Raw genomic sequence first — 25543 nt, forward strand, 5'->3', positions numbered from 1 at the left:
AGAGTTTTATGCACGATTTCTCGGGCTATTGGGAGAATAAGTGCATAAAATCATTGTTATTTGTAATCAAACCAGAGACTAGCAATACTCACATCAAAACTGATGTGATAGTATTAGCCATTATTGTTTATTGTCATTTATAAAAGATATGTTTAGTTTGCATCCACAACTTGCTCAAGATACTTTTTTTGTAGGCGATTTTCCGCTTTCAACATGTCGTTTAATGAATGATATGCAATTCCCTTGGCTGATTTTAATCCCTCGTGTGCCGGGAATCACAGAACTATATGAGTTGAGCCAAGCTGACCAAGAACAGTTTTTACGTGAATCAAGTTGGTTATCTAGCCAGCTATCTCGCGTATTCCGTGCTGATAAAATGAATGTTGCAGCTTTGGGGAATATGGTGCCTCAATTGCATTTCCATCATGTGGTACGTTATCAGAATGATGTTGCATGGCCTAAACCAGTATGGGGGACACCTGCGGTTCCTTATACAAATGATGTGCTGGCTCATATGCGTCAAACTCTTATGCTTGCGTTACGTGGTCAAGGTGATATGCCATTTGATTGGCGCATGGACTAAATCAATGCAATGCCACATTTATAGGAATGTGGCTACATTGAGGTGTGGAGGATAGGGTGCAATTAGAGAGGTTTATCGATAGAGAGCCTAAGCAGTTTGCATATTTTCATCGTTTGATGGGATATTCAATTCTGTCATTAATTTTAGTGATCTATGCTTTTACCTCACCTAATACAAATTATCAGATCTATGTTCCACCTTTTTTCCTATTTCTGCTTTTTATTAGTTCGAAGTTAGAACATTGGCTTCAGTACCAATTCGATAAAAAAACTCAAAAAAGTGTTTTCTTTGCAATCGATGCAATTGTTGTAGCAGTTACCTTAGCAGGTCTGCATCTTAATTTGGTGCCTACATTTATTGCAATTTTTGCATTATTTTATTCAGCAATTAATAGTCGTATTTCTTTCGCAGTCATTTGTTTGACCAGTTTGTTAGGCGCGATTATTTTTTATTTAAGTACTTTCTTTTTATTTGGTTTTTATACATATTTTGAGCCTACTAGCCAAGAGTTGACTGTAATTACACTTCTTGGCTTGGTTATGTTTATTACCATCGGAAACTACTACCAGCATCGTTGGGTTAAAAAAATCAGTCAACAGCGTCAACATTACTATGACCAAATGACCCGCTATATTGCTTTTGCTAATCAGTTAAGTCGTTATGCGCCATTACAGTTATGGCAGTCTATTATGCGCGGTGAGGCTGAAGCAAAGATTGAATATAAGCGTAAAAAAATGACAGTGTTTTTTTCTGATATCCAGGGTTTTACGGAGTTATCAGAAACTTTGATTCCAGATGATTTAGCATTTTTGCTTAATGACTATTTAAGTCATATGACAGAAATCGCTAAACAGTATGAAGCCACAGTCGATAAATTTATGGGTGATGCCATCCTTATATTTTTTGGTGATCCGAATTCACAAGGTGTGGAGCAAGATGCCAAAGCCTGTGTAGAAATGGCAATCGCTATGCGTCAGCAAATGAAATTGTTGCGCGAGCGCTGGAAAAAAATGGGTTACTCAGCATTGCATATCCGAATGGGCATTAGTACTGGTTATTGCCACGTAGGAAATTATGGGGCAACACATCGTATGGCTTATACGATTGTAGGTCGTGATGTGAATTTAGCGGCTCGTCTGCAATATGCTGCTGAAATAGATGAAATCTTAATTTCAGATGATACTTATCAATTAATCAAAAGTGATTTCCTGTGCGCACCTAAAACACCGATTTATCTAAAAGGTATTCAAGGTGCGGTAAAGACATGGCAAGTGATGGAGAAATATACAGGCAATAAATCGGATCATCAGCAATGGTTCGATTATGAGTATAAAGGCTTTCACTTGGTACTTAATTTAGAAGAAGTACAAAACTATGAATATCCTGAATTAGTAGAAGTGCTTGAGAAAATGATTCAACGAATTAAAGTTCAACAAACTTTAGTGAATACTCAAGGTATAGCGCAGTTAAGACTTGAAGATGAAGTTAAAACTTTAGAAATAGACCAACAAGATCAAGTTTAGAGTCTATAAAATATAAAAAAAGCTGCTTTTAAAGCAGCTTTTTTTATTAACACGATTAATGATTTTCTGAAGCGTGGTTGATTGTATATTTAGGGATCTCAATTTCTAAATCTTCATCAACAATTTTTACTTGGCATGAGAGGCGAGAATCTGGTTCAAGACCCCAAGCGCGATCTAAAAGATCTGCTTCAACATCATCCATTTCTTCTAGGCTATCAAAACCTTTACGAACTACTACGTGACAGGTAGTGCAAGCACATGACATGTCACATGCGTGTTCGATTTTAATTCCTCGATCAAGCAAACTTTGGCAAAGATTTGCATTTTGTTCAACTTCAAATTCTGCGCCTTCAGGACAAAATTGAGCGTGAGGAAGTACTTTAATGCGGGGCATATTGATCACCTATACCTTTAGTTTGAATTTGACCAATCTTCAAGTTTTGTACCTTTTAAGGCGTGGTCAATATGTCGATTCATACGTAGTGCAGCAAAAGCATCACTATGTACTTTAAGTTGTTCTACTGCTTTTTCAATTGCTTGAATATCATTGCCTTCAAGTTGTACTTTAAGCGAGTTTTCAGCGGCTTTAAGTGCTTCGAGCTGTTCATTATTGAGTAAATCAGCATCCACTTTCAAAGCTTGTTCTAATGCTTCAAGCTCGCGTTGGGCCTCAACTTTGGTTTCTTTTAAATGACGCAGATTTTTGTCTTCTTCTGCATGTTGGAAACCTTCAATTAGCAAGCGTTCAGTGTCAGACTCTGATAAACCATAAGATGGTTTAATATCAATTTGAGCTTGTACACCTGAAGTTGTTTCACGAGCTGAAACAGTAAGCAAGCCGTCTGCATCTACTTGAAAGGTAACTTCAATACGTGCTTGACCAGCAGTCATTGGGGGAATGCCATGAAGAACGAATCTTCCTAACGATCGACAGTGTTCGACTAAATCTCTTTCACCTTGAACTACATGAATCAGCATGGCAGTCTGGCCATCTTGATAAGTAGTAAACTCTTGGCGGCGAGCAACTGGAATAGCAGTATTACGTGAAATAAGACGCTCTACTAATCCACCCATGGTTTCTAAGCCAAGAGAAAGAGGAGTAACATCTAAAAGTAGTGAGCCGTCTTGGCTGTTTCCAATTAATTGATTGGCTGTAATAGAAGCACCAATCGCGACTACTTCATCAGGATTAATTGTGCAAAGTGGTTCTTGATTAAACACATTGCGAACTGCTTGCTGAACAGCATACGAACGGGTAGAGCCACCTACTAAAACAACATTTTGAATATCTGATAACTCAAGTTTTGCATCACGTAAAACGCGTTTGCAAACACTGATTGTTTTGTCTAAAGCAACTTGAATAATGCTCTCAAAGGTTGAACGATCAAGTGTTAGTACATTTTCAAGTAGTTTTAACTGAACAGATTCTTGTGTAGAGAGCTGTTCTTTTGCTTGGCGAGCAGCAACAATAAATACTGCATAGTTTTCATCACTTAGCGTATCAATATTTAATTGTTTTTTAGCCCACTTAACAATGAGACGATCTAAATCATCACCGCCTAAAGCAGTATGACCACCTGTAGCTAATACTTCAAAGACACCTTGTGAAAAACGTAGGATTGATACGTCGAAAGTACCACCACCTAGGTCATAAATCACATAGTTATGATCTGTAGCTAAATTCGTTTCTTGATCTAAACCATAAGCCACAGCAGCAGCAGTTGGCTCATTTAATAGGCGTAATATATTCAAACCAGCCAGCTGTGCAGCATCGCGTGTTGCTTGACGTTGTGCTTCATCAAAATAGGCGGGGACAGTAATTACCGCTCCATTTACTGGGTTTCGTAAACTAGATTCAGCACGTTCTTTTAGTTGTTTTAAAATTTCAGCTGAAATTTCAACAGGCGTTTTACGACCGGAACGTGTCTCGAAAGCTGGCATCTCATTTTCAGAACCCACTAATTCATATGGGTGTTGAAATTTGATATCTGCTTTTGAGCGTCCCATAAAACGCTTTACAGAAACAATTGTATTTTTTGGATCAGCAATAATGAAAGGTTTTGCTTCTTCACCATAATGAGTGACATCATTTCCATAATGCACAATAGAAGGAAGAAGTCGTCTTTCTTTGTCGTCGTTAAGGACTTTTGGTTTGCCTGATAACACTGTCGCAACTAAAGAATGTGTTGTTCCTAGGTCGATACCAATCGCAATGCGGTGTTCATGTGGGGCACTGGATTGACCCGGTTCAGCAATTTGCAAAAGTGCCATGAGTTAAATCCTTTGAATATAAATTGGAAAAAGCAAATTAAAAATCATCGTCTAAATCAAAGTTGTCTTCATCATCCAACAGTTGATCTTCTGCTTTTTCAATATCGTTAAGAACGCGCTGAAAGAAACGTAATTTACGTACAGTATCTCGAGCTTCGCCCCAATCTTCATCTGAGTAGTCAATTTTAAATTCGCGAACTAAGCCATCAATCCACTGAAAAACTTCTTGCTTAAGAGTACTTAAATGCTCTTGTGAAGTTGCTTCATCAAGTTGCTCACGAAGTTCTAGAGCTGATTGTAGGAACTCAAAATCACTAATGGATTGATCAAGGTGATGATCTTGCTTTTTTAATGCTAATAGATAAGCAGCGCGGCTATCTACTTGCGAAAGTACTTTAAAAGCTTGATTGATTTCACTTGATTTGATCAATGCCTGATCTTTATCTTCTGCTTTATCTGGGTGATATTGCTGTTGCAAACTTAAGAAACTAGATTTTAAGCTCGCCAAATCGATATCGAGTTCTACGGGTAAATTGAACAACTCAAAATGATTCATTAGAAAGGAGGTCCACGTTAATTAAATACATTAAAACAGTGCTATAAAAAGTCACTGTTTTAATGAAAAGGATGGAAGGAGAAGAGGGAGTTATACAGTGAAAGACTCACCGCAACCACATTCACCTTTTTTATTGGGATTGTTAAATTCGAACCCTTCGTTAAGGCCATTCTTTACGTAGTCCATTTCTAAGCCTTCTAAATAGACAAGACTTTTTGGATCTACAAAAACCTTAACGCCAAATTGTTCGAAAACTTGGTCATGTTCATCGACAGAATCAACAAATTCGAGAACATAAGCCAACCCAGAACAACCAGAAGTTTTCACACCCACGCGAATGCCTTCACCCTTACCTCGATTTTTAAGGTAATTGCTAATATGAGTCGCAGCATTTTCAGTTAAATGAATCATGAAAACTCCAACGTTTACAATGGTAACAAATTAAGCTTTAGATTTTTTACTGCGGTAATCATCAATCGCAGCTTTAATTGCATCTTCAGCTAGTACAGAGCAGTGAACTTTTACTGGAGGAAGAGCAAGCTCAGTTGCGATATCAATATTTTTGATCGCTTGAGCTTCATCAAGAGTCTTACCTTTTAACCATTCAGTTACAAGTGAGCTTGATGCAATTGCAGAACCACAACCATAAGTTTTGAAGCGTGCTTCTTCAATCACACCACTATCATTTACCTGAATTTGCAAACGCATCACGTCGCCACATGCAGGTGCTCCCACCATGCCTGTACCAACATTTTCAGAGTTTTTATCTAAAACACCAACATTACGTGGGTTTTCGTAATGATCAATTACCTTTTCGCTATAAGCCATTTCGCTTCTCCAAACCTCGGGGTCAGCCTAATATTAATATGAGGGTTAAAACACTAATTTCAATAATTAGTGTTCTGCCCATTCAACTGTAGAAAGATCGATACCTTCTTTGTACATATCCCAAAGCGGAGAAAGTTCACGTAATTTCTCAACAGCGGCTTTGGTAATTGTAAGCACGTGGTCAATGTCTTCTTCAGTTGTGTATTTACCAAAACTAAAGCGGATTGAGCTGTGTGCTAGCTCATCAGATAAACCTAATGCGCGAAGAACATATGAAGGCTCTAAAGTTGCAGAAGTACAAGCAGAACCACTTGATACAGCAGCATCTTTAAGAGACATCATTAAAGATTCACCTTCAACAAAGTTGAAGCTAACATTTAAATAGTTTGCAACGTTTTGAGTTGGGTGACCATTTAAGAACACTTGTTCAAGATCTTGTAAACCGTTCCAAAGTTTGTCACGAAGTTTACGGAGACGCTCTTGTTCTGCATGCATTGTTTTGCCTGCAATTTCAAAAGCTTCACCCATACCAACGATTTGGTGAGTAGCCAAAGTACCAGAACGCATACCACGCTCATGACCACCACCATGAATCTGTGCTTTTAGACGAACACGCGGGCTACGACGTACATATAATGCGCCGATACCTTTTGGACCATAAATTTTATGAGCAGAGAAACTCATAAGGTCAATTTTCATCGTAGATAAGTCGATATCAACTTTACCAGCTGCTTGTGCTGCATCTACGTGGAAAAATGTTTTATTGGCACGTGTTAATTCACCAATCGCTGCTACATCTGTAACTGTACCAATTTCATTGTTTACCATCATAAGAGAAACAAGAATAGTATCTGAGCGAAGGGCAGCCTTAACCATTTCAGGAGTGATTAAACCTGTTTGTGGTTCTGGCTCTAAATAAGTAATTTCAAAGCCTTGTTCTTCTAATTCACGACAAGGATCTAGAACAGCTTTGTGTTCAATTTTACTTGTAATGATATGTTTGCCTTTAGATGCATAGAATTGAGCTACACCTTTAAGGGCAAGGTTATCTGATTCAGTTGCACCAGAAGTCCAAACGATTTCACGTGGATCAGCTTTAATTAAATTTGCTACTTGCTCACGTGCATATTCAACTTTTTCTTCTGCCTGCCAGCCATAAGCGTGGGAACGAGACGCAGCATTACCAAAGGTACCGTCGAAAGTTAAACACTCCATCATACGTTCTGCAACTTGCGGATCTACTGGAGTGGTTGCTGCGTAATCAAGATAAATTGGACGTTTCATATCAAATACCTGTACCCGATAAAAGAGCTGAATCTGTGCCAGTCACATTTTGGCGTAATGCAACAGTTTGAACGTTGTCTCGGCTAATGAGGTCGGCAAGAGAGATTTTTGCTAAATAGTCGGCAATATGATGAGAGAGTTCTTGCCATAAATCATGAGTGAGACACATTGCACCATTTTGGCAGTTACCTTTATGGTCACAACGTGTTGCATCAACCGTTTCATTTACAGCTTCAATAATTTCTAACACAGTAATTTCATCAGCATTTCGAGCCAAATGGTAACCACCATTTGCACCACGAACACTAGAAACTAACCCATGACGCTTAAGTTTTGCGAATAACTGTTCTAAATAAGCAACTGAAATGGATTGGCGTGCGGCAATTTCGGCGAGCGTGATCGTTTGTTCAGTTGGCTGCAAAGCTAAATCAAGTAGAGCAGTCACTGCGTAGCGACCGCGAGTTGTAAGGCGCATGATTCGATACACATGTTAAGACTAGATAATAGGATTTTATGAATCCCGACTAAAATAGTCAAGTTTTTTTATTTTTAATTCAAGTGTAGGAACAAAATAGAAAAATAAATTAGGCAACCCACAAATTATATATGAAATAAACAATAAATATTAGGCTAATTATACCAAAGGAGAGGTTAATATTTCGTTGACGTCGTTGTAAGCGAGTAATTCGATTTTGATACTGTTTAATTTCGACGTGAAGGGAGTTGATCTCTGATCTTTGTTGATCAATTTTCTCAAGTAATGGAGCGATCCGTTTACGTGAAGCAAGGGTTTCAGCTTCATCATCTGAAGTGTTAAACCACTGTTTCCAGTCAACTAGCAATTTTGGAAGAGTTAAATGAGAAATTAAATCTAGAAGTTCCTTTTTCGTTTCCTCATCACCATCAATACGCATATTTTTAAGGCAGCGTTGGTTAGAAAAACCAAAAATTTTAATTAAATCGATAAGCGTACTATTGATCTCAAGATCAATACGTCTATCAAAAGAGTGAATATCGAATAACAAACCTTTTTCTGTAAATTGAACATAGAAGTCAAAGAAAGGTAAATAGCTATTAATACGAATCGTTGTTTTGTTCAAAATAAACTTTTTCGCTTGCAAGCGAAGGGCACCATCGTGGGTGAGAATAAATGAAAAAAAAGTTTCTAAAATAATTAGAACAATATTCAGCAACAGACGCGGATGTTTTTGTCTTTGTTGCGTTTCACTCATAAAAGTTTATCCTTAGAAATAGCAATTAACTGAAGAATGGGACATCCTATCCCAAACTTAACACAATGTCGTGTTAAATATATTTACATGACTTATTTGCTTTGTAGAACAGTTTTGTAAATGGATCAAGTCTTTACTTTGATATTATAGAAATATTTTGTGGTCAAATCAGTCATCATTTCTCTCATCTGATTAGGAGTTTAGATTAATGGATAATGCAAATACAGATACCCAGATAGAAGAGTCGGAAGAAAAAAATAAATTAAAATCAAAAAGTTCAAGAAAATCAGCTTTAGATTTTAGGAAGTATACTAAGCAAATTTGGCTAGCAGGACTTGGTGCTTTTTCACGTGCGGAAGAAGAGGGAAATAAGCTCTTTGATTCTTTGGTTAAAGTGGGTGAGGAGCTAGAATCAAAAACTGGAGACTTGGCAGACAATACTGTTGGCAAGGTCACAGAAAAAGCAAAAGAATCTGTATCTGAAACAAAAGACAGAGTAGAAAAGATTCTTGATACGAGTGTTAATCACTCTTTAAACCGTATTGGGCTGGTGACGCCGAAGGATTTGCAACACATCGAACAGCTGCTTGTACAACTGCATATTAAGGTGGATGCTTTAATAGAAGAAAATCAACATTTGAAAGAAAAATTGAATAAAAAGTAAAAAAATGTTGGGATTTAGCAAATATATAACAGTTTTTTAGCATTTATTTTTGCTAAAAGCCCTGCTCTAGTATTGCGTTTTCCCCTAAAGCATTGCTATAAAGGCGTCATGGCCTTTTAAACTATAGCCTTGGACCTTAAACAAACGATATTAAGAGGATGTTTTATTCATGAATAAATCAGAATTAATCGATGCAATTGCTGAAAAAGGGGGAGTATCTAAGACTGATGCAGGCAAGGCACTCGATGCGACAATTGCGTCAATTACTGAAGCACTTAAAAAAGGTGACACAGTAACTTTAGTTGGTTTTGGTACTTTCAGTGTTAAAGAACGTGCTGCACGCACTGGTCGTAACCCTAAAACTGGTGAAGAGCTTCAAATTAAAGCAACTAAAGTACCTAGCTTTAAAGCTGGTAAAGGTCTTAAAGATTCAGTAGCTTAATCTTTTAAGATGAATAAACGCGCCAATATAGGCGCGTTTTTTATTAAATATCTGAATTGACCAATATTGCTCATTCATTGATTGTGGTTTTTCAGTTAAAATTCTCCTCGAAATAAAATATTGGAATACTTATGGAATCGTTTCGTACAGTCATTAAGGGTTGGCTCGGCAAAGTCCTTCTAATTTTGTTTTTGACCCCTTTAGCACTTGTAGGTATTGAAGGATATTTTAATAGGGGAAACAAGGCTGATGTTGCAAAAACAGTAAACGGCCAAGAAATATCTAAAAAAGACCTTGAAACTTTAACTCAGTCTTACAAAGAACAATATTTAGCTGCTGTTAAAGGGGATGAAAGTTTACTTAATTTGCCTGTCATTCAGGCTAAGGCACTCGATATTTTGGTGTCACGTAATCTATTAATACAGCAAGCAGAAAAATTAGGTATCTCTTTGAGTGATGCTCAAATTGAGCAAATGTTAGCTCAGCAGCCTAGTTTGCAAGAGAATGGTCAATTCTCACAAAAACTCTATGAAAATTACTTACGTTCTATTGGCATGACGAGTCAGGGTTTAATAGCAAGCCTACGTCAAGATCATGCTTTGAAAATGTTAACGTCAACCTTTGCTGATTACTCTTTAGTAAGCAAAGTTGATCTAATGCAAATTGCGAATTTGCAAACTGAACAACGTACGTTACATTTAGCTAGTATTAAATTAGATGCTTACAAAACAGGTTTAACTGCATCTAATCAAGAAGCTACAGATTACTATAACAAGCATCAAAATGAATTTAAGCAACAGGCTTCGGTTGATGTTGATTATGTTGTCTTATCTCCATCAATGATGGCTAAACCAGCTCCTGCAACTGAAGCTGAACTTCAGCAAGCTTATGCAAAGTTTGTTGAAACTCAGAAAAAAGATGCTAAACGAACTGTAAAGCATATTTTAATTACTACTGATGCTCGTGATGACGCAGCTGCTCAAAAACTTGCAAAAGAAGTTTATGCGAAAATTCAGGGTGGTCTTTCGTTTGCACAAGCTGCATCGCAGTTCTCTGAAGATCCTAGTTCAAAAGCAAAAGGTGGTTTAGTTGAAGCATATGCTCCAGGTGTTTTCTCGGATGCATTTGATAAAACTGTTTTAAGTTTGAAAAATGGACAAGTTTCGCAGCCAGTAAAAACACAATATGGTTATCATATTATTGAAGCAGAAACTCAAGCTAACCAAATCCCTTCATTTGAAGCTGAGAAAGCGCGTTTAACGGCTGAGGTTGAAAAGAATAAAGTTGCCACGGTTTATTCAGATGCCGTAAACAGTTTGAATGAAACAATTGTTGGTAATGATTCTTTAGAAGCTGTTGTACAAGAAGTAAAAGGTGCAAAAGTTGAATCATTGAATGGTGTAACTTTAGCAACTCAAAAACCATATTTAAGTGATCCAAGTGTCAAAATTAAGCTATTTAATGATGATGTGAAAAATGGTGACCGTAATGCATCATCTAATATTCAATTAGCAAATGGTGATACGGTATGGGTTAAAGTGCGTGATTACCACGCAGCTGGTGTAAAACCATTAGCGCAAGCGCTGAATGAAGCAAAAGCCAAAGTTATCGATGCAAAAGCGCGTAAAGCAGCCCAAGCAAAAATTGCTACCATGTTGACTGAGTTTAAAACTCAACCAGCAGAACAAGTAGTTGCTAAAAATAAAGTCGCATTTGAATCAGCTGGCGTATTTAGTCGTTCACAGGGTTTAAAGCGTGAAATTGAACGTGCAGCATTTAGTTTAGCTACCCCTAAACCGGGTATGTGGTCTGTTACAACAGCAAACTTGCCAAATGAACTGGTAGTCGTTGCAGTTTCAAATGTAAATTCATCAGCCGCTAATGCTATTCCTGCTGATCAATTACAACAGCTAAAACAACTTTATCGCCAATCACGTGGCCAACAAATATTGGAAGATTACAGCCAATATCTAAAATCACATGCAAAAATTAAATAAGAATGTGATCAAATAAAAAAAGCGCTTCGGCGCTTTTTTTTTCTATTAATCGAGAGGATGTTCTATATATTGCTGTCGATATTGTTTAGGTGATAAATCAAAAATTCTTTTAAAGGCCTGACTAAAAGCAGTCTCGGATGAATAGCCGACTTTGTTTGATATTTGCTGAATTGAAAAATTACTTGTGCGTAAGTACTGACTTGCTAAACGAAAACGATAATGTTGCAAATAAGTTAGAGGTGGTTCGCCAATAATACTATTAAATAGATTTGCGAATTTGGACCGTGACATACAGCATTGTTCTGCTAAAGATTCAACTGTCCAAGCGACTTCTGGTTGGCTATGAATAGCAGATAGGGCATTACTCAATTCAGGATGGGTTAACGCACTTAGCCAGTTTTGTTGATCTGTCATTTGTTGAACATGATCACGAATGCATTCAATGAGAAGAATACTGACTAAATGATCAATAATTTTGTCATGTCCCGGCCTGATTTTTTGAGTTTCAATTGCTAAAAAATAAAGCCCAATTTGTAGCCATTCGGGTGGGTTGGTTTGATTTTCGTGCTGAATATGCATGATCGAAGGTAATGCATTAATCAAAGGGCCTGCCATATGAGTATCAATCTGACAGCGCAAACACAGTAATAATGTTTTATCTGGAGAGGAGGTGCCAAACTCGATTGCGTCTTGTCTATGACCGTTAAAAAGCGAAGTAATATCTAATGAATCTACTAATTTAGTTGCTGTTGATTTTGAGTCGGTGGCATTATGTGCTTTTCCGGAAGGAATTAAAATAATATCACCAGCTGTCGCAATTATTTTTTCTGACGCATTAAGTTGAATATATACTGAACCAGTTAAAACAATATAGGCAAGTAAAGCAGATTGATCTTGTGTTTTAAAAGCCCATTCTCCTTGTGCTTTTAAATAGATGTATTCAGACTTATTAAGGTGAATATCATCAAAAAATTTACTTAGTGCATCCATCTTTAAATGATCAATCATTATTTTAATAAAATTATAGTGAGCTATGAGAATAGATCAACATGTGTTTTTAGGACAAAAAAGTGGAAGAAAATGCCAAAGACTTTGAAATAGGTTTTTTGGACGGTTACTACTGTTAAGTAAGTACTATTTCTTTAACTATATAGATATATAGAAAAAGGAAATATGACTATGAATGCACCAGTAAATGTTCAGCAAGAACTTATGCCAGTGCCAGCGTCTATGCGTGAGATAGATCGTAAGCGCTATTTATGGATGATTAGTCCAGCTCTACCTGTAATTGGTTTAGGTATTTTAGCTGGTTACCATTTTGGCCCACGCCCATTAAAAAAAGTTTTCGCTTTAGGTGGTCCACTTTTATTACATGTTGTGATCCCTGCAATTGATACTGTTATTGGGAAGGATGCACGTAATCCAACCGACGAAGAAATTAAACTACTTGAAAAAGATCCATATTATTCACGTCTTGTGAAGAGTTTTATTCCATTGCAATATGCTGCAAATGTTTATGCATGTTATTTAACAAGCCGTAAAACTACGTCATTCATTGATAAAATTTTGCTCGGTGTTTCAATGGGGGCGATTAATGGTATTGCGATTAATACAGCCCATGAATTAAGTCATAAGCATGATCGTATTGATCATATTTTATCTCATCTTGCTTTAGTTCCTACAGGTTATAACCATTTCCGTATCGAACATCCTTATGGACACCATAAACGTGCAGCAACTCCTGAAGATCCAGCTTCTTCACGTATGGGCGAAACATTTTATGAGTTCTGGCCACGTACAGTTGTAGGTTCATTTAAGTCTGCAATTGAAATCGAGAAAAATCGTTTAAAACGTAAAGGAAAAGAGTTCTGGTCAGCAGATAATGAATTATTACAAGGCTGGGGAATGAGTGCTGCTTTTCATGCTTCTATGGTGGGAATTTTTGGTAAAAGTACAATTCCATATTTAGCGACACAAGCATTTTATGGCATTAGTCTTTTTGAAATTATTAACTATATTGAACATTATGGCTTACTGCGTCAGAAAAAAGAAAATGGTCAATATGAGCGCACAATGCCAGAGCATAGCTGGAACAATAACAACGTAGTAACAAACTTATTTCTGTACCAGTTGCAGCGTCACTCAGATCATCATGCTTATCCGACTCGTCCATTCCAAGCATTACGTCATTTTGATGAGGCGCCAGAATTACCAAGTGGTTATGCAAGTATGTTATTACCTGCGTTAATTCCTTCGTTGTGGTTCAAAATAATGGATAAACGAGTTTTTGATCACTATAAAGGTGATTTGAACAAAGCGAATATTTCACCAAAACGACGTGCAAAAATCTTCAAAAAATTTGGTGCAGTAGATAAATCATTAGAAGCATAAAAATTGAATAAATAATATATATTCCTGAAATACCAAACCCTCTAATCATGTGATTAGAGGGTTTTATCTTTTAGATAAATCTTAGAGTTATGAAGCAAGAGAGTTTAGATTCTCTTGCGTCTTTTTTATTTTAATTCACTGGAAGATTTACCAAGCTCACGACGCGCAATAATTAATTGTTGAATTTGCTGAGTACCTTCAAAAATATCAAGAATTTTTGAATCACGTGCCCATTTCTCAAGTAATTCATCTTCGTTATAGCCTAGACTTGCTGCTAACTCGACACATTTTAAAGTGATCTCGTTACCAACACGACCTGCTTTTGCTTTTGCAATAGAAGCTTCTTTAGAATTTGGCTTTTTATTATCAGCCATCCATGTTGCTTTTAACATGAGCAGACGAGCAGCTTCCCATTCAGCCTCCATGCGGTAGATTTGTGCTGCAAGGTTAGAAGCATGCAGATAGGGAGTCGAGTAGTCAGGATCAAGCTGATCTTTAAAAATCTCTTTAATACGCTCTAGTGAAGCTTTCGCACAACCGATTGCCATTGCTGCAACTAGAGGGCGTGTATTGTCAAAAGTTTCCATTACTCCGGCGAAACCTTTAGCGACATCTACTTCGGCATTACCCAAAAGGTTCTCTGCTGGTACACGGCAGTCAATAAAACTGATGACTGCTGTATCTGATGCTTTAATTCCTAATTTATGTTCGAGACGTTCGACCTTCATACCGGGCGTACCTTTAGGTACGACAAATGATTTAATCGCTGCACGGCCAAGTTTGCGATCAAGTGTAGCCCAAACCACGACAGAGTCTGCTCGTTCACCTGAGGTCACAAAAATCTTTTCACCATTTAGAATATAGTCATTGCCATCTTTGGTTGCTGTGGTACGGATAGCGGCAGAGTCGGAACCACAACCCGGTTCGGTGATGGCCATTGCTGCCCATGTTCCTTTGAACCGTTCTAATTGCTCATCATTTGCGACAGCAGCAATTGCTGAGTTTCCAAGACCCTGACGAGGCATACTCAGTAATAAGCCTGTATCGCCATAACACATCTCAATAATTCCAAGAGCGGTCGACATGTTAGTTCCATTGCGAATACCTTCATTGTCGGTATCACCGCGCTTTCCAGCACCCGCAGCACCAGCATTAATTCCTTCACCACCTTCATTCATGCCATCGATGAGAGAGGCGAGCATATCAAGTTCTTTTGGATATGCATGTTCAGCTTTATCATATTTGCGAGAAATAGGGCGTAAAACATTGATCGCAACATCATGTGCCTGATCAATCATCATTTTGAATTTTTTAGGATTTTGTAAATTCATTAAAGTATCCTCTGATTGATCTTTTAAGCATGTAAGCCAGATTGTAAAATTGCAGTAGCCCGTAAATCGCGGTACCAACGTTCAACGGGATGTTCTTTTGTGAAACCATGTCCACCAAGAATTTGCACACCGTCTGTACCAATTTTCATGGATTTTTCAGCACAAAGTAGATGAGCTAAGTAAGCTTCGCGGTGAAATGGTTTGCCTGACTCTGCAAGGCTTGCTGCATTTAAAATCAACATACGCATTGCATCAATTTCAATTGCCATATCTGCAATCATGAAAGCGACACTTTGACGATGTGAAATAGGTTCACCGAATGCAGTTCGTTCATTGGCATATTTAATACAGTAAGCTTTTACAGCTTCACATGTACCCACAGCCATTGCACACCACATTAAGTTGCCCAAATCTAAAAAAGCAGTGTAATCAAAATCTGTTGCACCTAAACGTAGAGCAGGAGTGTGATTAAAGCGAAGAGTTGCTGTTTCTGTCGCTTTAAGACCCATGGCCGGAGTGTTTTTTATTGAAATTGTTTCATTACACTGCACGACGAATACGTCTGGCTTGCCGTTAAAGTCTGCACTTACTAAAAATACATCAGCTAAATCGCCTAAAATCACTAATGTTTTTTCACCATCAATAAAAAACTGATCATTTTCAAGTGATGCTTTTGTTTTTAAAACATAAGGGTTAAATGCTGGAGTTGTTTCTTGAACAGCAAAAGTTGCTGTAATGTCTGAGTCTTCTGCAAAACATGGTAGGTACATCGACTGAACTTCAGCAGAACCCCAACGTGTGATTGCATTAATAACGCTAAATGTACTGAGTAATCCTGCTGTAAGACTGAAATCACCTTCAGCTAGTTTTTCAGCAATTAATAAGTTACTAACGATATTTTGTTCGGCCGCTACTCCACCGAGTGCTTCTGGAAGTGCATAGTAGTTAAGTCCTAAATCTTCAACATATTGCCAAAGACTTTCAGGAAACTGAGCTTCCTGATCGGCATTATGAGCTAACCCCAATAAAACCTCTTGAGCAAATTGAGACATTGCTTCAGAAGTCATTTGTTGTTCTTCGGTTAAACTTAAATCAAATAAATTTTTTTGTTGGCGAGGTAAACGTTGTTGAGAGATTTGCTCGGGCTTAAATGCTTTTTGAGTCTGCGTTAATGCTCTAAAGCCAGCTTTTGAACCTTGATAAAGAGATTTTTCAACAAATTTACGCAACTTGAGTTGATCAAGTACATCGCTTCCAGCCAATCTTGTGATCAGCGATAAACCCAAACCCTGAGCTTTATTGATCATACTTGTCATGATTATGGTGTCCTAACACATTGTTATTGTTTTATGCTGACACGCCTTATATTAAAAAACTATGTCGTTACTGACATTCGAAAAATGAGTAGATAAATGGTAAATAGAAAATAAGAAAATTATAAGTTTTTGATTTTATTTATTTAAAATAATTGTAATGTTGGGGAGCCGAGAAGGATTGACTAGAATGACATGGAATCATTCTAGTCTTTCATTAAATCAAGCAAAGTTACGAATCATACGTCGCACATTGGTTTTTGCATCAATAACCGTCATAAATGTGTAGGCTCCAATGAATTTACGGCTAATAAACATAAACTCTTTTGGCGGAACTGAAAAATAACGTGAAGCCATTGATTTACTAGCTTGTTGCATAACACGGCTATGAAGCTGGCTTTTCTTCCAGTCATAACGTTCGTGTTCATCCATAAGACCAGCGGGCATATCTGGGTTATTTGCAGGAGTACTGAATGCTTCTGTTGCAAGTAAAAAGACATCAGCCATACCTGGTTTAATACTTTCAGGCATCGCATCAAAGAACTCGTAACCAGTCATGGCTTTGACCATTGCATCTTTATTATGTTGATAACCTGCCTGAATGAGTTGACGGGCAACTGATAGCAAGTGTTCATCAAACTGGCGAATAGCACCAAAATCTAATAATACAATTTTATCTTGAATGTCTTGGCCATTACCTAAACGAACAAGGTAATTACCAAAGTTAGGGTCAGTTTGCATTTCACCCCATTCAAAAATTTCACGAACCGCAATCTCTAATGACGCTTCACCGAGTTGATTACGACGTTCTTGAGGTAATGACAACATCACAGGGCTATTAATTGGCACACCACGTTCAAAAGTCATGCAGAGCACTTGATTTGTGCAATATTCATCTACAATTGTAGGAACAATATAGCGCTCATCATCTTTTAAGCGTTCACCAAAGCGACGAGTAGTGGCAGCTTCAACATCATAGTCAACTTCACGATGCATCATTTCACGTACTTCATCAAACCACTGATCAAATTCACGGGTTTGTGGAACCATACGCGTCAGTTTAAGCATGTTTTTAAACAAGCTCATATCGGAGTCAATAGCATTTGCAACGCCCGGATATTGAATCTTTAAAACTAACTCTAAACCATCTGATTTACGCGTTGCACGGTGTACTTGTGCGAGAGAGGCCGTACCAATTGGCTCATGATCAATTGTTAAATCATTTAATTTAGCGCCCAATTGCTCTTGAAGGTGCGGCTTAATTGCAGGCCAATCTAAAGCAACTGTCTGGTTATTTAAGGTGTTTAATGCTTGTGTAATTTCTTCAGGTAAAAAATGTTCACCATAAAGGGCCATCATTTGGCCAATCTTAACAATAGAACCCTTAAGTTTACCTATTTCAGAAACCAGATAATTAGCTTGCTCGCTCATCGCTTTTTTGCGTTTCTTTTCTTTTTCTTCCTCATTAGAAAATAAAGAAGAGGCACTTGCAGTTGCCCAACGTGTTCCTGCAAGTAAAGAAGCTTTCGCGATTGATAAGCGTCGATCCATGGAAGAAGTTTTTAAACTCTTAAGCTTATCTTTCTGATTTGACATGAAAATAGAATCCTATGCGCATCATGCAGCCAAACGCTGGTGATCTAAAATTGTAACGAATATTACATGTTTTGAGCGTATTAAAATAGTTCTCTCAGACTGAATGATCAGTCGAAATGGCTATCTTTATTTCATTAACTTTAAAATAGCCTAAGCAATTTTAAAATTTAAGAAACTTACAGCGTTCAGGTGAGTAAAACTAGGGTAAAAACGGATCTTTCACAAAAACTTAAATTACATTTTAAATTGGATCTTCAATTCAGACTTCTGCATTAAGTGAAGGCGATTGGACTGAATATGCTGTAATAACATTTGTTTGACTGAATCATGCATAAAACCAAGTGCATGAGCTTTTACAATAATAATGCTGGGTAAGGTATAGAAAAAATACTTAACATCCTCGAGTGTTGCGTTATTAAAGATGCCTTGTTCAATTAACGTCTGCTGTAAAAACTGCTTTTCATTTAAGACATAATCTGAAGATTCATCCCAAAAACGGTGACGCATAGCCATCAGATTGTTGTGTTTATAACTCATAAAATTGTCAGCTCAGACTTAAATCTAAATAAAATATATGGAGTCGAGCCATGAATATCAAGTTGAGATTATTTTTTATTCAGTTGCTGTTTGATTTTTTATGTAATTCTTGTAAATAGCCTAAGCAAATTTAAAAATTTTTTAGAAAAAACTATAATCCAAATAATTTCATCTATAACACTACTTATTATGACTCCTGCATGTAGACTGTTAAAAAGCAATAAAATTGAATTTTCAATCCATGAATATGAGCATGATTCAAATGCTAAAAGTTTTGGATTAGAAGCAGCAGAAAAACTAAATTTAGATGTAAGGGAGGTATTCAAAACATTGATGGTTAGCGATGATAAGAATTTTTTTGTTGCAGTATTGCCAGTTAATCATCAATTAAATTTAAAAAAAGTGGCTACGGCGTTTGGCTGTAAAAAATTGCAAATGGCCAATCCAAAAGACGCTGAACGTTTAACGGGGTATTTGGTCGGAGGGATTAGTCCTTTAGGTCAGAAGAAACGCTTAAAAACCGTTATTGATGCATCTGCACAAGAATTCAGCAAAATCTATGTGAGTGGAGGAAAACGGGGACTAGATATTGGCTTAAACCCGAAAGATCTAGCACAACTCTTAAATGCTCAATTTGTTGATGTACTTGATGAGTAATATAAATCTTTTTCTTATCTCATTAAATTAACTAATTTTAAGATAGGTAGTATTAAATCAAGTTCTTTTAATAAAAACAATTCTCATTATTATTTATATTTAGTATTATGCCGAACCTTATAACCATCTAATAACTTTTGGGTTTGGAGAAAGGGAAAATGAATCAATACAAAAAGGTTGGGGCTAACTCAAATCATCTGATGTGTGCTGAATCACAGTATTTTAAATTAAAACCTTGTTGTATTGCTCTAGCAGCAGTATTTGCGCAGCAGGTTTATGCAAATACAAATATTGAAAAGGAAATCCTTAATAATCAACCGACACAACAGCCTGTAGCTCAATTGCAAAAAATTATAGTGACGGCGACAAGGACGCCCAAAAATATTGCTGAAATTGCCGGCACAGTTCAAACGATTGAAAAGCAGCAAATTGAACAACAGGCAACTGCTGGACGAAAAATTGCCGATATACTGGCTCAGTTGGTTCCATCACTTGGGGTAAGTAGTGGAACGACTACCAACTATGGGCAAACAATGCGTGGTCGTGATGTCATGATTATGATTGACGGCATATCACAAAATGGATCACGCGATGTTGCTCGGCAGCTAAATAGTATTAGTCCAGGCATGATTGAACGTATTGAAGTTCTTTCAGGAGCTACAAGTATTTATGGATCAGGTTCTACCGGCGGGATTATTAATATTATTACGAAACGTGCTGATTCGACTAAACCAGTAAGTTTTGAAACTAAACTTGGTATTACGTCTTCCGATACATTTCGAAGTGATAGTCTAGCTTATGAAATTGGCCAATCTATTTCATTTAATAAAGATAATATAAATGGTTTCTTAGGGGCTAATTTCACTAGTCGCGGATCTCAGTTCGATAGCCATGGTGATCGTATTGCTATAGCACCTATGCAAGGTAGCCGTCCTGATACTGATACAATTGATATTAATAGTCGTATAAATATAGATTTAACTGATAACCAATCACTAAGTTTGGGTGCACAGTATTATAAGGATGAACAAGATACGAATTATGGTCCTGATTATGGGAAAAATTATATTTATGGAGGAGCGCCTAACTCATATATTGGGAAAAAGGGTTTAGAAATATCTAATCAGCCTTTTACAGAGCGCTATGCATTCAACACTCAATACCAAAATAAAGATATTTTAGGTCAGGTCTTAAATTTAGAAGGATATTACCGTAAAGAAGATGCTCGTTTCTTTCCAGTCTTTTTAGGAGGGGAAGGTACAGAAGCAAAGCAATCTCAATCTGAAATCGAAGTGGCTGGTCTGCGTTCAACAGTACAAAGTGATTTAAATATTATGAATCGTGATCTTAATCTAACTTATGGTTTAGATTATGAACATGAAAAAGATCATCAACATTATGAGCATTTCACAGCATTTAATACAGGTTTGACCTATAAACCTACAGGTAAAACTTCTGATGCCGGTCCAAATACAACAATTCAAAGTGCTGGCGTTTTTATACAAGGTGATTACGCTTTAACAGACCGTATGAATGTCCAGGCTGGTACTCGTTACCAATATATTAAAGCTGAAACAGAACAGTATTCGACTAAAAATGGGATACAACCAAGCGGATCTGTAAATGACGATGCTGTTTTATTCAATTTGGGAGCGATATATAAATTAACAGATGAGCAGCAAATATTTGCTAATTTCTCTCAAGGTTTTAGCTTTCCAGATGTACAACGGATGATGCGTGATGCATTTAATATATCAACCGCTAATATCCAACCTATTAGTGTAAACAGCTATGAATTAGGCTGGCGTTTACAAGGAGAGCAGAGCCTAAATCTAGGTATAACAGGTTTCTATAATACCTCAGACAAAGTTATTCAATTCTACAAGAACAGTAATAAAGAAACTGTTGCTGAAGTTATGGACAAAGACCAGCGTGTTTATGGTGCTGAATTAACGGCGACCTATCCATTTATGGAAGAGTTTAAAGTTGGGGGAACAATTGGTTATACGCGTGGTCAATATAAAGATACGGATGGTAAATGGAAAGAGTTGAATGCTTTTCAAGTTTCACCAATCAAAGGTACTGTTTTTGCCGAGTGGAACAGTGATGAAGGATATGGTGCTCGTGTGCAAATGCTTGCTATAAAAGGTACAAATGAAGCAGTAAAAGATGGCTCACTTTCAGCTGTAAAAATTAAAGGCTATAGCACGATGGATGTTTTGGCACATTTTCCAGCTTGGAAAGGACGTATAGATTTTGGTGTATATAATGTTTGGAATAGAGATTATCGAACTGCCTATAGTCAACAAGCAGAAAAAGTATACGGTCTTGTAGAAAGCATACCAGCCGAAGGACGTACTTACGGCCTCAGTTATACATTTAATTATTAATGTGAAGTGAGATAGGGAATATCTATAAATCATAGGTTTTCCCTAATAAATTTAAAAAAATAATAAAATAAACTTGCATTATTAAATGAAAATGATTATCATTATCCGTATTGAAAGTAGAGAAACGTTCTAGTAATTAAGATTAACGTCTACTACTGTAATGCTAAGTTTTAGGCGATTTAAAGTTATACCAGAGACTCCAATAACAATGGTGTTGAAAAAGATGAGTTGATTTCTGGTATGTGAGCGCCTGCAGGATATTATAAAAATAGGCAGGTTCAACTAGCGGTAAATGGAACAAAGAAAAATAAACATGATCAGCGCAACAAAAAGAACTAATCAAAAGCAGTAGGCGAGGATGGCCTGCTGCTTTTGTAGTTAAAATTAATTTCACAGTTATTTATATATTTCAACTCTTTTAGTTATTTAACTCGCCACAGTCACAGATCAAATGTGTTTTTTGATTAAAAAATAACCACTAATGTTTCATTTATTAACATTCTGTCTTTTTAGCTATTTTTTTGTATACCCTGAATAAAACATGATCAAAAAAAAGAGGTAAAAACGTGCTTATTTTTCATGGAAAACCTGTTCACGGAGCTATCTTCGATATGGATGGGACAATGTTTGATACTGAGCGCTTGCGGTTTCAAACATTGCAACAGGCATCTCAAGAACTCATTGGACAGGAATTTTCACACGAATATTTAATGCAATGTCTAGGTTTAAGTGCAACTACTGCTGAGCAATTAGCGCAACGTCTATATGGCGTAAATGTTCCCTATAAAGAAATTCGAAAAAAAGCTGATGAGATGGAACTCGAATATATTCGAAAACACGGCGTGCCTATTAAAAAAGGTTTGGTTCAAGTTCTAGAGCGTTTGCGAAAATCTGGTTTAAGAATGGCTGTTGCGACTTCAAGCCGTAGGGCAATTGCCGAAGAATATTTAATTAATGCGAATGTTTATAAATTTTTTGATGTGATTACCTCTGGTGATGAAGTAGAACAAGGTAAACCGCATCCAGAAATCTTTTTAAAAGCTGCTAGTCAACTTCACTTGGACGCTAACCAATGTTTAATGTTTGAAGATTCTGAAAATGGTTTAACTTCAGCTCACACTTCAAAAGGTTTAACGATTTTATTAAAAGATATTAAAGAACCAAATGACGAAATGTTGGAAAAAGCACATTTTTATTATGAACAAATGTATGACTTATTGAATGACCTTGACCAATTTATTCCAGTTATGGATATGCCAGAGATACAGGAGCCTTTTCCACAAAGTTTGAATCAACTTACAGTTGGGATACATGGTTTCGGCGCTATTGGTGGTGGTTATATTGCGCAAATCTTGTCACATTGGGATGGGTACACAAAACCAAAGAGAATTATTGCTTCAACACGTAATAGTCTTTTTCGAGAAGCCGTGAATGCATTTGGAACATATAGTATTCGCTATGGTCAATTTTCTTATGATGAACGTATTGAAAATATGACCATTGTTGATTCTGAAAATGAACAACAAATGTTAGAGATGTATACCCATTCAAGTTTGATCGCACTGTGTTTACCCGAACAGGCTATCGAAGCTGAAGCAAAAATAATCGCAAAAGGATTATATGCTCGCTTTAACTCGCCACTTGAAACATGTATTGAACCGTTAACTTTTCTAATTATTTTAAATAAAGTCGGCGCGAAATATTTAGTTATGAAGCATCTTAGAGAAGCTCTACTAGAGTTGACCAACGATGAAGATGTGACTGAGCATATTTTAAAAGAACATTACTTTTGCGACACCGTTGTAAACCGTATGGTTTCAAAACTATCTAATCAGAATTTATATCGCCAACTTCGTATTAAGCATAATTTTCTTGAACAGCATTTAGAAGATGTAGAACACGAGGAACAAATCGAAATTGAAGATTGTAATAAACTGACTCAAGATCAGCAAAATCAGGCATCTTTATATGTTGATAACATGCGCCGTAATTTCCAGCCAGGCCATATATTACAAAGCATGGACTTGATTCTGTTTCATAGCGAAACTGATATGCCAATTTATGTAGAAAAAGGCAGCCCTTTACTCGAAAAGCTGCGTCAAGTTGTTTTGGTTAGTCAGATTACGGACATCCAATTAATCAAAAACCGTCTATGGAACGGCGTGCATGCCATGCTTGCTTGGTACGCATCCTTACTAGGTTATGAATCTATTGGTGTCGCAATGGGGGATCATTCAGTTAAAGCGTTTGCAGAAAACTTAATTAGAGAAGTAAAGCAAGGGCTTGCAATTGTATTACCTAACTATGCAAAAGATTTGGATCGTATGGCACAAAGCTTTCTAGACTCATGTGAATATGCTTTTAAAGACCCTTGTCAACGAGTAGCAAGAGATCCACTTCGCAAGTTAACTCATAATGAAAGAGTAATCGCATCAATTGAGGTAAATATCGCGCATGATTTATCTTATAAAAACCTATTAAAAGGTGCTGCTTTGGGTTATGCCTATGCGATTCAATTTTTAGAAATTGAAGAGTCTGATGCAATTAAACATTTACACGAGCAAGTTAAAAAACTGGATATGAGTGCTGCTCAAAAAGCACAACTTGAAGTTGAGTTAACGCAATTAGTTCAATATTTATTTTCTGAACAAAGCAAACAGCCTTTAAACATGAATATTGTCAACTCAGAAAAAGCGCGTACTCAATATGCCTAAATCCTTTTTAATTATGCTCTACAACTGAAAGGCAAACATGCTTTAATATAAGAATTGAATGATTTTGAATTAAAGCTGTGTTGCTAAAACCCTCGACGTTCATGGTGCCAACATCTATACGAGATTATCCAGAGTGGCATCTTGGACGGCAAAATTATGCATTGTGGTATTTAGAAATTAATAATCAAAAAACAGTTGATTATTTAGATGCCTTGCGCGCGCATTTTTCAGAATTCTTATTAGAACCCAATAGTCGTCAATATCATATCACGCTGTTTATATGTGGATTTTTAGACCACGAAACCAGAGTTTATAGTGATGACTTTAGTTTGAGTGAATTTGAGCAGCAAAGAGAAATCTTAAAAAAAGAAGATTTTGCTCCGTTTCATTTAAAAATTGGTTCAATCGATAGCTTTAGTAGTGCTCTATTTGTAGAAATAGGAGACACTGAAAATATCTTATTTCAGATACGCCAAAAGTTAGGTTTAGTTTCTAATGAAATTGCGGCTTTAGATTATTGCCCACACATCACTTTGGGGTTGTATAAAACAGACTATAGTAGTGATTTGATTTTACAAAAAATTTCTGAATTACCTGTACAATATAAACAGGCTGAATTTGACCTTAAAGTTGAGCATTTAACATTTGGTTATTATCAAGCTCAAACTTTACAAGGTAAGTTATATCCGTATCAGCATTTGTTTTTAGGTGATGCATGTTGCAACTGATTTTGGGTGGAGCCCGTTCTGGCAAAAGCCGACTGGCTGAACAAACGGCAATAGACAGGCAATTAGCTGTCACTTATGTTGCAACGGCGCAAGCGCTAGATTCTGAAATGCAAAGTCGAATAACCCATCATCAAAATCAGCGTCCTTCTCACTGGTCCTTGGTTGAAGAACCTTTATATTTAGCAAAAATGCTGCAAAAAATTGATAGACCTAATCAAATTATTCTTGTGGATTGTTTAACACTTTGGCTAACCAATTTGTTACTTTTAGAAGATCAAAATGTTCAGAAATTTGAATGTGAGCAGCTGTTAAAAATTTTACCCACGCTTCAGTCAGAAATTATTTTAGTAAGTAATGAAACTGGTCTTGGTGTTGTACCACTCGGTGAGATCAGTCGTCGGTTTGTCGATGAAGCAGGCAGACTACATCAAGCTCTAGGGCAAATTGCAGATAAGGTTGTGTTTTGTGTGGCTGGTTTTCCAATGATTTTAAAAGGTGAGAAATAA

General features: G+C 36.8%; 24 protein-coding genes. 11 read left to right on the forward strand and 13 right to left on the reverse strand.

All coding sequences use genetic code 11. The annotated features are described in order from the left end of the window. The first annotated feature begins 148 nt into the window (after positions 1-148). Together B806_RS0115215 and B806_RS0115220 are read left to right on the forward strand one after the other, a co-directional pair. Positions 149-583 (forward strand): HIT domain-containing protein, encoded by a 435-nt coding sequence (locus B806_RS0115215; RefSeq protein ID WP_002117900.1) that lies wholly within the window; start codon positions 149-151, stop codon positions 581-583. A gap of 56 nt (positions 584-639) precedes the next feature. After that, entirely contained in the window at positions 640-2106 is a 1467-nt protein-coding gene (locus B806_RS0115220; RefSeq protein WP_017403203.1) for an adenylate/guanylate cyclase domain-containing protein, read from the forward strand. A gap of 55 nt (positions 2107-2161) precedes the next feature. Here the strand turns inward: B806_RS0115220 and fdx are convergent, their stop codons facing one another. From fdx to B806_RS0115260, 8 genes are all read right to left on the reverse strand, one after another. After that, complete coding sequence (gene fdx / locus B806_RS0115225) at positions 2162-2500, reverse strand: ISC system 2Fe-2S type ferredoxin (RefSeq protein WP_009387062.1); 339 nt, start codon at positions 2498-2500, stop codon at positions 2162-2164. A gap of 17 nt (positions 2501-2517) precedes the next feature. After that, positions 2518-4377 (reverse strand): Fe-S protein assembly chaperone HscA, encoded by a 1860-nt coding sequence (gene hscA, locus B806_RS0115230; RefSeq protein WP_017403204.1) that lies wholly within the window; start codon positions 4375-4377, stop codon positions 2518-2520. Positions 4378-4414: 37 nt separating this feature from the next. Beyond that, on the reverse strand, positions 4415-4933 hold the full coding sequence (gene hscB / locus B806_RS0115235) for a Fe-S protein assembly co-chaperone HscB (RefSeq protein WP_002117921.1): 519 nt from the start codon (positions 4931-4933) through the stop codon (positions 4415-4417). A 90-nt stretch (positions 4934-5023) separates the two neighbouring features. Further along, positions 5024-5344, reverse strand: coding sequence for an iron-sulfur cluster assembly protein IscA (gene iscA, locus B806_RS0115240; protein ID WP_002117986.1), 321 nt, complete (start codon positions 5342-5344; stop codon positions 5024-5026). A 30-nt stretch (positions 5345-5374) separates the two neighbouring features. Beyond that, complete coding sequence (gene iscU, locus B806_RS0115245; protein WP_002117907.1) at positions 5375-5761, reverse strand: Fe-S cluster assembly scaffold IscU; 387 nt, start codon at positions 5759-5761, stop codon at positions 5375-5377. Positions 5762-5827: 66 nt separating this feature from the next. Then, positions 5828-7045 carry an IscS subfamily cysteine desulfurase gene (locus tag B806_RS0115250; RefSeq protein WP_017403205.1) on the reverse strand — a complete coding sequence of 406 codons (1218 nt, stop codon included), beginning with the start codon at positions 7043-7045 and terminating at the stop codon, positions 5828-5830. Position 7046: 1 nt separating this feature from the next. Next, positions 7047-7520: an Rrf2 family transcriptional regulator gene (locus tag B806_RS0115255; protein WP_002117915.1), complete on the reverse strand. Its 474-nt coding sequence runs from the start codon at positions 7518-7520 to the stop codon at positions 7047-7049. A 109-nt stretch (positions 7521-7629) separates the two neighbouring features. After that, positions 7630-8277, reverse strand: a complete 648-nt coding sequence (locus B806_RS0115260; protein WP_017403206.1) for a hypothetical protein — start codon at positions 8275-8277, stop codon at positions 7630-7632. A 208-nt stretch (positions 8278-8485) separates the two neighbouring features. Between B806_RS0115260 and B806_RS0115265 the strand changes: the two genes are divergently transcribed. From B806_RS0115265 to B806_RS0115275, 3 genes are all read left to right on the forward strand, one after another. Further along, positions 8486-8941 (forward strand): phasin family protein, encoded by a 456-nt coding sequence (locus B806_RS0115265; RefSeq protein WP_002117904.1) that lies wholly within the window; start codon positions 8486-8488, stop codon positions 8939-8941. A 169-nt stretch (positions 8942-9110) separates the two neighbouring features. Continuing rightward, the gene (locus B806_RS0115270) at positions 9111-9383 is read left to right on the forward strand and encodes an HU family DNA-binding protein (protein WP_001043034.1); all 273 of its coding nucleotides are present in this window, start codon (positions 9111-9113) and stop codon (positions 9381-9383) included. Between the two features lie 131 nt (positions 9384-9514). Then, entirely contained in the window at positions 9515-11380 is a 1866-nt protein-coding gene (locus B806_RS0115275) for a SurA N-terminal domain-containing protein (RefSeq protein WP_017386861.1), read from the forward strand. Between the two features lie 45 nt (positions 11381-11425). On the opposite strand, the gene B806_RS0115280 is transcribed toward B806_RS0115275, so the two are convergent. Beyond that, on the reverse strand, positions 11426-12388 hold the full coding sequence (locus B806_RS0115280) for an AraC family transcriptional regulator (protein WP_047473260.1): 963 nt from the start codon (positions 12386-12388) through the stop codon (positions 11426-11428). A 171-nt stretch (positions 12389-12559) separates the two neighbouring features. Between B806_RS0115280 and B806_RS0115285 the strand changes: the two genes are divergently transcribed. Next, the gene (locus tag B806_RS0115285) at positions 12560-13771 is read left to right on the forward strand and encodes an alkane 1-monooxygenase (protein ID WP_017386863.1); all 1212 of its coding nucleotides are present in this window, start codon (positions 12560-12562) and stop codon (positions 13769-13771) included. Positions 13772-13896: 125 nt separating this feature from the next. Here the strand turns inward: B806_RS0115285 and B806_RS0115290 are convergent, their stop codons facing one another. The 4 genes from B806_RS0115290 to B806_RS0115305 all read right to left on the reverse strand — a co-directional run bounded on the left by B806_RS0115290 (position 13897) and on the right by B806_RS0115305 (position 18548). Next, positions 13897-15102: an acyl-CoA dehydrogenase family protein gene (locus B806_RS0115290; protein ID WP_017386864.1), complete on the reverse strand. Its 1206-nt coding sequence runs from the start codon at positions 15100-15102 to the stop codon at positions 13897-13899. 23 nt (positions 15103-15125) lie between these two features. Further along, positions 15126-16409, reverse strand: coding sequence for an acyl-CoA dehydrogenase family protein (locus tag B806_RS0115295; RefSeq protein WP_171057079.1), 1284 nt, complete (start codon positions 16407-16409; stop codon positions 15126-15128). A gap of 228 nt (positions 16410-16637) precedes the next feature. Further along, the gene (locus B806_RS0115300) at positions 16638-18011 is read right to left on the reverse strand and encodes an AarF/ABC1/UbiB kinase family protein (protein WP_017386866.1); all 1374 of its coding nucleotides are present in this window, start codon (positions 18009-18011) and stop codon (positions 16638-16640) included. Positions 18012-18245: 234 nt separating this feature from the next. Then, on the reverse strand, positions 18246-18548 hold the full coding sequence (locus B806_RS0115305) for a hypothetical protein (RefSeq protein ID WP_005076193.1): 303 nt from the start codon (positions 18546-18548) through the stop codon (positions 18246-18248). A 189-nt stretch (positions 18549-18737) separates the two neighbouring features. Here B806_RS0115305 and ybaK point away from each other — a divergent pair, with 189 nt between their 5' ends. The 5 genes from ybaK (at position 18738) to cobU (ending at position 25543) form a co-directional block, all read left to right on the forward strand. Then, positions 18738-19205, forward strand: coding sequence for a Cys-tRNA(Pro) deacylase (gene ybaK, locus B806_RS0115310; protein WP_017386867.1), 468 nt, complete (start codon positions 18738-18740; stop codon positions 19203-19205). 158 nt (positions 19206-19363) lie between these two features. Continuing rightward, positions 19364-21595, forward strand: coding sequence for a TonB-dependent siderophore receptor (locus B806_RS0115315; protein WP_017403207.1), 2232 nt, complete (start codon positions 19364-19366; stop codon positions 21593-21595). A 566-nt stretch (positions 21596-22161) separates the two neighbouring features. Next, the gene (locus B806_RS0115320; RefSeq protein ID WP_017386869.1) at positions 22162-24309 is read left to right on the forward strand and encodes a bifunctional mannitol-1-phosphate dehydrogenase/phosphatase; all 2148 of its coding nucleotides are present in this window, start codon (positions 22162-22164) and stop codon (positions 24307-24309) included. 101 nt (positions 24310-24410) lie between these two features. After that, positions 24411-25037, forward strand: coding sequence for a 2'-5' RNA ligase family protein (locus tag B806_RS0115325; RefSeq protein ID WP_017386870.1), 627 nt, complete (start codon positions 24411-24413; stop codon positions 25035-25037). After that, positions 25025-25543 (forward strand): bifunctional adenosylcobinamide kinase/adenosylcobinamide-phosphate guanylyltransferase, encoded by a 519-nt coding sequence (gene cobU, locus B806_RS0115330; RefSeq protein ID WP_017386871.1) that lies wholly within the window; start codon positions 25025-25027, stop codon positions 25541-25543. Before B806_RS0115325 ends, cobU begins: the two co-directional genes overlap by 13 nt.

It is taken from the genome of Acinetobacter sp. TG2027 (assembly GCF_000302435.1).
GTDB classification, from domain to species: Bacteria; Pseudomonadota; Gammaproteobacteria; order Pseudomonadales; family Moraxellaceae; genus Acinetobacter; species Acinetobacter pittii.